8 protein-coding genes and 2 rRNA genes (1 of these 10 running past the window's edge) are annotated in these 11,297 nt (G+C 38.1%); all 10 read left to right on the top strand.

Annotated features, from left to right (window positions below):
* Positions 1–2,617, top strand: a 23S ribosomal RNA gene (locus AsAng_RS22720); it begins 250 nt to the left of the window's first position.
* Between the two features lie 138 nt (positions 2,618–2,755).
* Positions 2,756–2,866, top strand: a 5S ribosomal RNA gene (gene rrf / locus AsAng_RS22715).
* 288 nt (positions 2,867–3,154) lie between these two features.
* Positions 3,155–3,625, top strand: coding sequence for a DUF1572 domain-containing protein (locus AsAng_RS22710; RefSeq protein ID WP_264789395.1), 471 nt, complete (start codon positions 3,155–3,157; stop codon positions 3,623–3,625).
* 254 nt (positions 3,626–3,879) lie between these two features.
* Positions 3,880–6,513, top strand: coding sequence for an ATP-dependent Clp protease ATP-binding subunit (locus AsAng_RS22705; RefSeq protein ID WP_264789394.1), 2,634 nt, complete (start codon positions 3,880–3,882; stop codon positions 6,511–6,513).
* Between the two features lie 293 nt (positions 6,514–6,806).
* Positions 6,807–7,685 (top strand): MerR family transcriptional regulator, encoded by an 879-nt coding sequence (locus tag AsAng_RS22700; RefSeq protein ID WP_264789393.1) that lies wholly within the window; start codon positions 6,807–6,809, stop codon positions 7,683–7,685.
* A gap of 185 nt (positions 7,686–7,870) precedes the next feature.
* The gene (locus AsAng_RS22695; RefSeq protein ID WP_264789392.1) at positions 7,871–8,761 is read left to right on the top strand and encodes a tyrosine-type recombinase/integrase; all 891 of its coding nucleotides are present in this window, start codon (positions 7,871–7,873) and stop codon (positions 8,759–8,761) included.
* A gap of 34 nt (positions 8,762–8,795) precedes the next feature.
* Positions 8,796–9,296 (top strand): hypothetical protein, encoded by a 501-nt coding sequence (locus AsAng_RS22690; RefSeq protein WP_264789391.1) that lies wholly within the window; start codon positions 8,796–8,798, stop codon positions 9,294–9,296.
* Positions 9,297–9,534: 238 nt separating this feature from the next.
* Entirely contained in the window at positions 9,535–10,083 is a 549-nt protein-coding gene (locus AsAng_RS22685) for a rhodanese-like domain-containing protein (RefSeq protein WP_264789390.1), read from the top strand.
* Positions 10,084–10,093: 10 nt separating this feature from the next.
* Positions 10,094–10,600, top strand: a complete 507-nt coding sequence (locus AsAng_RS22680; RefSeq protein ID WP_264789389.1) for a rhodanese-like domain-containing protein — start codon at positions 10,094–10,096, stop codon at positions 10,598–10,600.
* Positions 10,601–10,688: 88 nt separating this feature from the next.
* Complete coding sequence (locus tag AsAng_RS22675) at positions 10,689–11,222, top strand: DinB family protein (protein ID WP_264789388.1); 534 nt, start codon at positions 10,689–10,691, stop codon at positions 11,220–11,222.
* Positions 11,223–11,297: the final 75 nt, after the last annotated feature.

The following is an 11,297-nucleotide window of genomic DNA, read 5'->3' as shown; positions in this document are numbered from 1 at the left end:
AAGCCCAAACCATATTGAGCAATTGATATGGGGTAGAAGGACTACATAATCTACTTTAGTGTAAGGGGAATTGTCTGGGAAGGCAAACCGAAGAGGGTGAGAGTCCCGTATCCGTAAAAACTAAAGAGAGGTAGGATCCTGAGTAGCACGAAACCAGAGGAATTTTGTGTGAATTTGCCGGTACCATCCGGTAAGGCTAAATACTCCTGAGAGACCGATAGCGAACAAGTACCGTGAGGGAAAGGTGAAAAGAACTGCTAGGAGCAGAGTGAAAAGAACCTGAAACCATACGCTTACAAGCGGTCGGAGCGCAAGTGACGGCGTGCCTTTTGCATAATGAGCCTACGAGTTACACTTCACTAGCAAGGTTAAGGTATAGAGTACCGAATCCGAAGCGAAAGCGAGTCTGAATAGGGCGAAATAGTTAGTGGAGGTAGACGCGAAACCAGGTGATCTACCCATGAGCAGGTTGAAGTTGTGGTAACACACAATGGAGGACCGCACCAATATACGTTGAAAAGTGTTTGGATGACTTGTGGGTAGGGGTGAAAGGCCAATCAAACCTGGAGATAGCTCGTACTCCCCGAAATGCATTTAGGTGCAGCGTTGGAGTTAATTTGTATAGGAGGTAGAGCTACCGATAGGGCTAGGGGGAGTCAAATCCTACCAACCCCTGACGAACTCCGAATGCCTATACAGAGAACCAGCAGTGAGGCTATGGGTGCTAAGGTCCATAGCCAAGAGGGAAACAACCCAGACCACCAGCTAAGGTCCCCAAGTATATATTAAGTTGAAAGAACGAGGTGGAGTTGCTATGACAGCTAGGATGTTGGCTTGGAAGCAGCCATTCATTTAAAGAGTGCGTAACAGCTCACTAGTCGAGTGACTCTGCGCGGAAAATACTCGGGCATCAAATATATCACCGAAGCTGTGGATCAGCAATGATGGTAGGGGAGCATTCTAATAGCGGTGAAGATGTTTCGTGAGAAATGTTGGAGCGATTAGAAAAGAAAATGTAGGCATGAGTAACGATAAAATAGGTGAAAGTCCTATTCACCGAAAGACCAAGGATTCCAATTCTATGCAAGACAGAGTTGGGTTAGTCGGGACCTAAGGCAAAGCCGAGAGGCGGCGTCGATGGCGAACTGGTTAATATTCCAGTACTTGCTGTAATTGTGAAGCAGGGACGGAGCAGGCGGTTGGCTGCGAGCTGATGGAATAGCTCGTTAAAGAGAGGACGTAGGGCGTGTAGTGAAGTACGCACGCCACAGGAATCTCGATAGTACTAGAAACTCTATGGAGTGGATAGATAATGCCATTAGTCATACTTCCAAGAAAAGCTGCTAAACTATAGATTACAGGAACCCGTACCGTAAACCGACACAGGTGGTCGAGGAGAGTATCCTAAGGTGCACGAGAGAATCATGGCTAAGGAACTAGGCAAAATGGGCGCGTAACTTCGGGAGAAGCGTCGCCAGTGTAAGAACTGGCCGCAGTGAAGAGGCCCAGGCGACTGTTTAGCAAAAACACAGGACTCTGCGAAGCTGAAAGGCAAAGTATAGGGTCTGACACCTGCCCGGTGCCGGAAGGTTAAGGAAGGGGGTTAGCAGCAATGCGAAGCTCTTAACTGAAGCCCCGGTAAACGGCGGCCGTAACTATAACGGTCCTAAGGTAGCGAAATTCCTTGTCGGGTAAGTTCCGACCTGCACGAATGGTGTAACGATCTGGGCACTGTCTCAGCCATGAGCTCGGTGAAATTGAAGTATCGGTGAAGATGCCGATTACCCGCAACGGGACGAAAAGACCCCGTGAACCTTTACTATAGCTTAACGTTGTCTTTGAGTAGTTGATGTGTAGGATAGGTGGGAGACTATGAAGCTGGTACGCTAGTGCTGGTGGAGTCGTTGTTGAAATACCACCCTTCAATTGCTTAGAGACTAACCCTGCTGGGGACATCGTTAGGTGGGTAGTTTGACTGGGGTGGTCGCCTCCTAAAAAGTAACGGAGGCTCCCAAAGGTTCCCTCAGCACGGTTGGTAATCGTGCAAAGAGCGTATAAGTACAAGGGAGCTTGACTGAGAGACAAACAAGTCGAACAGGTAGGAAACTAGGGTTAAGTGATCCGGTGGTTCTGTATGGAAGGGCCATCGCTCAAAGGATAAAAGGTACTCCGGGGATAACAGGCTGATCTCCCCCAAGAGCTCACATCGACGGGGAGGTTTGGCACCTCGATGTCGGCTCGTCACATCCTGGGGCTGGAGAAGGTCCCAAGGGTTGGGCTGTTCGCCCATTAAAGTGGCACGCGAGCTGGGTTCAGAACGTCGCAAGACAGTTCGGTCTCTATCTGTTGTGGGCGTAGGAATATTGAGAAGATTTGACTCTAGTACGAGAGGACCGAGTTGAACGAACCTCTAGTGTATCTGTTGTACAGCCGTGTGCATTGCAGAGTAGCTATGTTCGGAATGGATAAGCGCTGAAAGCATCTAAGCGCGAAGCCAACTTCAAGATGAGTATTCCATGAAGGGACGTTAAAGATGATGACGTAGATAGGTTGCAGGTGGAAGCGTAGAGATATGTTAGGGAGCCGAGCAATACTAATGACCCGAAAGCTTTCTATTTTTTTTAAAGAAATAGAAGAAAAAATAATAGATACAAGAAATTTATCTAAGAGCTGAAGTTTTTTCTCCAAAGTATGTTAATAAAGAAATAGCGTTCTGATAAAGAACGAGAAGAGTAGTCTGAAAAGACAAAGAATAGTAGGCGGCAATAGCGAAGGGGAGACACCTTTCACCATTCCGAACAAAGAAGTAAAGTCCTTCAGCGCCGATGGTACTGCCCTAGGGTGGGAGAGTAGGTCACCGCCTTCTTTTTTTTTTAATCTTCAAGTTGTTTAATTAGAACATAAATGGTCAAAGCACCATAATAAATATAAAAGGAGTGATAGAATCTTAGGATTTTATCACTCCTTTTTTTTGTTATTACCTGAGCAAAGTTTATTAAGGTTAGTTATTATTGTGGGAATAAGGATTGATTGTTAGGTATTTAGATTATTTTGTATAAATTATAACATTGCTTCACTCAAAAATAGTGAAGTGTTAAGTATTTTCAATTCATACTTATTATAAGATTTCTTAATGTTTAAATAAACTCAGACGATGAATGTAACAAGACAGATAGCCAAACATTTAAGAGAGGTCTATTTTGGAGGAAACTGGACAACATCAAATCTAATGGATACCTTAAAAGACCTAACTTGGGAACAAGCAACTACTCAGGTTTATTCTTTTAATACGATAGCAACACTTACCTATCATATGAACTATTATGTACGTACTGTCTCAATTGTATTAGAAGGAGGTGTTCTTGATTCTAAGGATGAATACAGTTTTAATCATCCTCCGATCTTATCTCAAAAGGATTGGGAAGCCTTGCAAAATGAAGGTTGGAAGAATGCTAAGAAGTTCGCTGATTTGATTGAAAAATTACCAGAAGATAAACTTTGGGAAGATTTTGTGGACAAAAAATACGGGATCTATTATAGAAATCTTCAAGGAATCATTGAACATCTTCATTATCATTTGGGACAAATTGCTTTGATAAAAAAAATCATTATAGAAAGAGCGTAAAGAGCTACTGTACGTTTCGCTAACTGATAGCTAGTTAAATAATTATAGTCTCATCTTAAGATTTGTACAGAAACGAAAGAAAGGGAAATCAAAACTAGTTTAATTTTTTGAAATCCTACGAAATTCTACTATTTTTCATGTTACAAGAACTTTTAATGCATTTTGAGCATTTATTAGTTGATACGATTTAAAAAATTATAAATGATAAGGTGAGAAGTAGATTACTTAAACACCATTAAACCACCCAATAAATAATGTTTGATAAACTTACTGAAAAGGCTCGCCAATCAATACTTAAAGCTCAAGAATATGTACGCTCCAAAGAGCAACAAGATGTACAAATAGCCCATTTGTTGAAAGGGATGATGGATATTGAGGATAGTGTGGTGTTATATTTATTAAAAAAGTTATCTATTGACATAGGGGAGTTGACGAATAGGTTATCACTCATCATGGAGACTTATCCTAAGGTTTATGGTGGAAACAACCATGGAAGTCATTTATCCAAAAATGCTAGCAAAGCTATCCAGTCTGCTCAAAATTTAGCGAAGGATTTGGGAGACGAGTATGTTGCTTTAGATATGATTCTTGCTGGAATATTTACTGTGAAAACAGATAAAACAGCTAAGTTGCTGACCTCTATGGGAACCAATGAAAAAGATCTTGGCGCAGCAATCAAAGAGTTGAGAAAAGGTAAAAATGTTAGTTCTCCAACAGGAGAAAACGAATTTGATGCCCTTAATAAATATGCTGTTAATTTAAATGAGCGTGCCAGAACGGGCAAACTTGACCGTATTATTGGGCGAGATGAAGAAATTAGAAGAATTCTACATATCCTTTCTAGACGAAAGAAAAACAACCCAATTATTATAGGAGAGGCTGGTGTCGGTAAAACAGCGATCGTGGAAGGTTTGGCTTGGCGTATTGTAGACAATGATATTCCTGATAACCTACAAGGTAAAACACTTTTTTCTCTAGATATGGCTGCTTTAGTGGCAGGAGCAAAATATAAAGGTGAGTTTGAAGAACGCTTAAAAGGAGTTGTGAAAGAGGTGACAACTTCGGATGATGTTATTTTATTTATTGATGAAATACATACTTTAGTTGGTGCTGGTGGTGGCGGTGGAGGTATGGATGCTGCCAATATTTTAAAGCCTGCTTTGGCACGAGGTGAATTGAGAACAATAGGGGCTACTACCTTAGATGAATATAGAAAATATATAGAAAAAGATAAGGCACTAGAACGCCGTTTTCAAAAGGTTAAGGTAGAAGAACCTTCTATCGCTGAAACAATCGCTATTTTGAGAGGATTGAGGGATCGTTACGAAACGCATCATAAAGTTCGAATTTTGGATAGTGCATTAATTGCGGCAGCTGAAATGTCTCAACGTTATGTGAGCGATCGGGCTTTGCCTGATAAAGCAATTGATTTGATTGATGAAGCGGCAGCTAAATTAAGACTAGAATTAAATTCAGTTCCTGAAGAATTGGATGCTTTGGATCGTAAGAAAAGACAGTTAGAAATCGAAAGAGAGGTGGTTAAGCGAGATGGCACTAAGAGTAAATTAGGTGCTATTAATAAAGAAATTGCTGAAATTTCTGAAGAGCTTATCGAAATGAAGAGTGCTTGGGAATCAGAAAAAGAGTTGATCAATATTATTCAGAGTTGTAAGGAGGTGATGGAGTCCTTTAGAGTAGAGGCAGAGGAAGCTCGACGCAATGGGGATTATGCAAAGGTGGCAGAGTTAGAGTATGGAAAAATAAAAGAACAAGAGGAAATTTTAAAAAATGCAGAAGCTGATTTAGATACTTTGGCTCCTGATAAACGTATGACGGATGGAGAGGTTGACGAAGGAGATGTTGCAGATGTTGTTTCTCGATGGACTGGCATTCCTGTTAGTAAAATGATGGAGAGTGAACGGGAGAAATTGCTGAATATGGAAACCAAAATAGGTGAGCGATTGATTGGGCAGGTTGCAGCGGTTAAGGCTGTTTCTGATGCTGTTCGTCGAAGCCGATCTGGGCTTCAAGACACCAAAAAACCAATTGGTTCTTTTATTTTTATGGGAACAACAGGAGTTGGTAAAACGGAATTAGCCAAAGCATTAGCAGAGTTCTTGTTTAATGATGAAAATGCGATCACCCGCTTGGATATGAGTGAATACATGGAAAAACATGCGGTTGCTCGTTTGGTTGGTCCTCCTCCTGGTTATGTAGGTTATGAAGAGGGCGGTCAGTTGACCAATGCTGTTCGAGAAAAACCATATTCTATCGTTTTGTTGGATGAAATAGAAAAAGCACATCCTGATACTTTTAATATTTTATTGCAAGTATTGGACGATGGACGATTAACAGATAATAAAGGTCGTGTAGCTGATTTTAAAAACACGATAATCATTATGACAACGAATATGGGGTCTAATATTATCTATGAAAACTTTGATGGTCTGGACGATGTAGACGACAAAAAACGTCAAGAAATTATTGATGCTACACAAGATGATGTTGTTGAAGCCCTAAAAGATCATATGCGCCCAGAGTTTCTCAATCGTATTGATGAGCAGGTTATGTTTACCCCGTTAAATAGAGAGGAGATCAAAAAAATCATGTTATTGATGTTTAAGTCTACAAAGAAAAGGGTTAAACGTCAAGGGTATGATATTGAATTATCTCCTAAAGCAATTGAGCTTTTGGCTGAAAAAGGTTACGAACCTCAATATGGAGCTAGACCTATGAAACGTGTCTTGCAGAGAGAGGTAGACAATGAACTTTCTAAGCATTTACTTTCTGGAGAGTTTGACCTAGGTGACCTTATTTATGTAGATGTAGATAAAAGTAAAAAATTGATCTTTAAGAATAAAAAGGTGCAAGAAGTTGCCAAAAAATAACTTTTATAACAAAAAATCAGCTTTAGAGTGAACTCTTTAGCTGATTTTTTGTTACAATGTGAGCATCTTTTTAATTAATGTTTAAATGAAATACTTCGAATTTTTATCTCCTTAATCATTCTATTAAAATATCTTCTATTAGCCGCTAATAAAATGTGGTATGCTTCAAATACTATTGGGTGAATTTTGACCTTTTTGTTTTGTTAGGGTGTTGATTATTAAGGGTTAACGGCTTGTTGGATTGTTAGGCGTAACAAACTGTAGAGTTGAGAAGTAGGATAAAATGAGTTCCCTTGGCAAATTATTCCATTCGTGATTTAGCAAAACTTTCGGGTATAAAAGCCCATACCATACGAATATGGGAGCAGCGTTATAGTATTATAGAACCTAAGCGAACGGCTTCCAATATTCGTTATTATACAGATAAGGATCTAAAATTTTTGATGAATATTGCCTTTCTAAATCGAAAGGGGATACGTATCTCTAAGATTGCAAAAATGACCCAAGAAGAGATTGCTAAACAGGTGGATCATTTATCAAAAACTAATGTAGAGCATACGGACAATTTTCAAAACTTGGCAATGGCTATGATGGAGCTGGATGGGCGCAAAATTTGTGGCTTGCTCAGTACTTGTTTTGAGCGAGATGGGGTAGAGGATACCATCTTGAATGTTTTGGTTCCATTTCTAGAAAAAGCAAGCTTGCTTTGGTTAACAGGGTCTATTAGTGCCATGCACGAACAATTTGCTAGTTGTGTGATTCGGAGAAAAATTCTTACTGCGATTAGCAAAATCAATATTAAAACTTCTGGGGAAAAAAAGAAGGTATTGCTTTATTTGCCTGAGGGAGATCAGCAGGAGTTGTATCTTATCTTTGTCGAATATCTGCTCAAAAAACGCAATGTTGAGGTTGTCTATTTAGGTACAAAAGTAGGAATCGAAGATCTTCAACTGGCGGCATCCATCCACCAACCCAACTATATTTATACCATTATATCAGAACGACACAAGTGTTATGTTCCAGAGTGTTATATTCGCCGCTTATGCAAAGGAATGAATGCGCCACATTTATTAATCTCTGGCTTTCAGCATACTCCAAAAATTCCTGGCACTCCAGATAATATCACTATTTTGGAGGATTTGAATGAACTAATCAAATTCTTTTCCAGCTAACTTTCCTTTTGTTCCCAAAAGCTATATTTTTGCAGTTAATTTGTTCGTTTTATCAATTTAATACAATTAGCTAGGTTGCTACTACGTAGGTATCTGCGATGCTAGACCTAAGACACCAAACTAGAGCCTACGTGATTTCTAGCGAATTAATAATCAATTGATAAGGGGATTATTTTACAAAAATTATGGAACTAAGCACCTTTTTGAATTATCTAGAATACGAAAGGAGATATTCTAGGCATACAATTGCAGCTTATGAACGAGATCTGAAGCAATTTATGGATTATATTGCGCTCCAATATGAATTGGTAGAATGGACCAATATCAAATCGATACATTTGCGCTCGTGGGTGGTGCAATTGATGCAACAAAATTTAAGTGCAACGTCCATTCATCGGAAAGTTTCTTCTCTTAAAACCTATCATAAATTTTTATTAAAGACAGCAGCAATTTCTAACATGTCTTTCCCTGCGGTTTTATTGCCTAAAAAAGCAGAGCGATTGCCCGCTTTTGTCGAAAAAGGGCAATTGGAAAAATTTCAAACTACTATTGTTTTTCCTGATGGATTTGAAGGCTTAAGGGATTACTTAATATTAGAAATCTTGTACGTAACAGGAATGCGACGCAGTGAAATTATTCGATTAGAATGGGACGATATTGATTTTGAAAACAAGTGTTTTAGGGTAGAAGGAAAAGGAAATAAGGTACGATTGATTCCTTTTGGTAAGGCGCTCCAACAGACTTTGTTGCGCTATCAAACGGTATTAAAATCGACTTTTGAAAATCAAGATGGAAAAGTGGTTTTAGTGACAGACAAAGGCAGGGCAATGTATCCTAAATTTGTTTATAATAAAGTAAAAAAGTATTTGTCCTTAGTTACAACTGCAAAGAAAAAGAGCCCGCATGTTTTAAGGCATTCATTTGCAACGCACTTGGCAAATAATGGCGCTGATCTCAATGCAATAAAAGAACTATTAGGGCATGCTAGTTTAGCCGCAACACAGATATATACACATAATTCTATAGAACAGCTTAAGAAGGTGTACGAACAAGCACATCCCAAAGCAAAGAAATAAGAAGTGATGGTACAACTTCTATAAAATTACAGACATGGAAAATTTAGAAAAACAGAGAGTAGGAAAGCTCTTGATGGAATTGATTTGGTGGGGATTGACAGGCTTGATTGCTTGGATGGTGACTCAACCTTTGTGGGCTGACTTTGTAAAGCAGCATTTCATTTATGAAGTGATTATTTTTGTAGTCATCTTTATTACCTATACTCGCTACTTATTTTTATTAAAATATACCTTTTTAGCGAAGTTACAGCCCTTGAAGTTTATTTTGATTTTTGCAAGCATTCCTTTAGCATTTTATTTGATACAATTGTTTTTTAATTATCAAGACTTTTTAGAAAAGCAAAACGAAGGAATGATCGAATTCCAGTCTTATTTTAGAGAGGGAATTACATTTAATGAGCATTATGATTTATTGCGTTATCTGACAAAGGTTTATACCTTCTTTGGTTTAAGTGCTATTATTATTGTTGTTATGGCACCTTTTCGTTTATTGATTTCTTACTGGAGAGTTTATAATAACACAGGAACGGTCTAATAAAGATAAAATAAGGCAATATTTTCTTATCTTCATAAGGTTTTGATATGCCCTAAGAGTATTAGAAATAAAGAATAATAAAGTCTTGATAAGCAGTTTATGAACTTTTACTTAATTTAGGCATGTTATGTGCATTTATAATTAGCTTTTACATTATATTTTAGTAATCGATAATCTTGCCCCCACCCCCAATTATAAACCAAACATAAAATAAGGTGTTAACCTTAGTAGAAGTATCATGAAATTATTCCCATATTTAACTTGTTTATTGGTGTGTTTATCAATTACAGACACAGTTGCCAATAAACTAACAAACTATTGGGGGAGCTGTGATAGCTTACCTCCAGATTCTTTGCCCCAAAACCTACCAATAGAAATTGAAAATTTCATCCAAGATGAAATAACATTTAAAGTGCCAATTATTACTTGTCAAGAATTAAAAAGTATGCAAGAGAATGGGCATCCCAAATTAGAAATCCTAGATGCTCGTAGCAAAAAGGCATTTAATATAAGCCATATCAAAGAAGCAAGAAGAGTTGGTTACGATGATTTTTCAATAGAGCGTATTTGGTTTATTGATACTAATTTATTGATTGTTATTTATTGTGAAGAAGGACGAAAAAGTGAAAAAATAGCCTTAGAGCTTCAAAAAATTGGCTTTAAGTATATTCGGAATCTATATGGTAGTATTCATGAATGGTCTAGGCAGGGCTTACCAATTGTTGATAAACAAGGAAGAAAAACGTCTAGGATATATACCCCTCGGAACAAAAAAGTTCACCATTAATCATTGTGAGATGGCAAAACTAATTTTATTTGTATTAATCATGTTGCCAGTATGGGCAATGACACAGCAAACCTTAGACCCTAAATTTGAAAAAAAGATAGAGGGGTTAATAGATCATAGCATTACAACAATATCGTGTGATCGGTTGCAGCAAAAATTAAGCACTCCCAATCTTTATATCTTAGATGCAAGAGAAAAGAAAGAATATGAAGTTTCGCACTTGAAAGATGCTATTTGGGTAGGTTATAATACCTTTGAAGTCGAGCAGATAGAGGAGGTGCCAAAAGATGCTATTGTTGTGGTTTATTGCTCGATTGGTTATCGAAGCGAAAAAATTGGCGAACAGCTAAAAGAAAGAGGATATTCTAGGGTCTATAATTTATATGGGGGAATATTTGAATGGATAAATCATGGTTATCCCTTAGTTGATCATCAAAAGAAAGAAACCTTAAAAGTTCATGCCTATAGTCAGGAGTGGGGGCATTGGTTGCAAAAAGGGGAGAAAGTCTATAAATAAAAAGAGGAATTCTTAGAGAGTATTTTTACAAAACGCTCAACAAATTAGTATAGAACATTATCCTTTAGGGGAGCATAAATTAATAGCTATGAATTTTCCAAAACGAGAAGAGTATAATAATTTTTTTGCAACTTATATCAATCATTTGCCAGCGGCTAATCCGTTGGAACTATTAGAAAAAACACAGGAATACAGCTTGGCAATTCTACAAAATATTCCTCAAGAGCTATGGAACTATCGATATGAAGAGGGAAAGTGGACGGTAAAAGAGCTTGTGATGCATTTGATAGATTGTGAACAGATTTTAGCCTATCGAGCATTGAGATTTGCACGAGGGGACTTTGAAAGTGCTTTATCATTTGATGAAGATGCCTACGCTCAGGCAACTAATTTGGAAGCGGTAAGCCCTAGCTATTTAATAAAATCGACCGAACTACTGCGCCAATTTACCTTGCATCGTTTCAGTGGTTTTACCACAGCAGAACAATTACAGGGAGGAAGTGAAGCCTTTCCTACTTCTGTACGAGCAGTGGCTGCAATTATAGCAGGTCATCAGTTGCATCATATTTATGTGCTTCAAGAACGTTATTTAAAACAGACGGTTCAAAAATTTGAACTATAGTGCCTATAATCTTTAATTTTGCCACCATTTAATCCCTTAACAACTGGTGTATTGGAATGACATACGGAATTTTAT

Source organism: Aureispira anguillae (assembly GCF_026000115.1).
GTDB lineage: Bacteria > Bacteroidota > Bacteroidia > Chitinophagales > Saprospiraceae > Aureispira > Aureispira anguillae.
This window is presented reverse-complemented; position numbering and strand designations above follow the sequence as displayed.

What these genes read in the sequence shown, in the direction of transcription:
- AsAng_RS22675 (WP_264789388.1), top strand. Translation starts at nt 10,689, where the DNA reads ATGAATTTTCCAAAACGAGAAGAGTATAATAATTTTTTTGCAACTTAT.
- AsAng_RS22690 (WP_264789391.1), top strand. Translation starts at nt 8,796, where the DNA reads ATGGAAAATTTAGAAAAACAGAGAGTAGGAAAGCTCTTGATGGAATTG.
- AsAng_RS22685 (WP_264789390.1), top strand. Translation starts at nt 9,535, where the DNA reads ATGAAATTATTCCCATATTTAACTTGTTTATTGGTGTGTTTATCAATT.
- AsAng_RS22705 (WP_264789394.1), top strand. Translation starts at nt 3,880, where the DNA reads ATGTTTGATAAACTTACTGAAAAGGCTCGCCAATCAATACTTAAAGCT.
- AsAng_RS22695 (WP_264789392.1), top strand. Translation starts at nt 7,871, where the DNA reads ATGGAACTAAGCACCTTTTTGAATTATCTAGAATACGAAAGGAGATAT.
- AsAng_RS22680 (WP_264789389.1), top strand. Translation starts at nt 10,094, where the DNA reads ATGGCAAAACTAATTTTATTTGTATTAATCATGTTGCCAGTATGGGCA.
- AsAng_RS22710 (WP_264789395.1), top strand. Translation starts at nt 3,155, where the DNA reads ATGAATGTAACAAGACAGATAGCCAAACATTTAAGAGAGGTCTATTTT.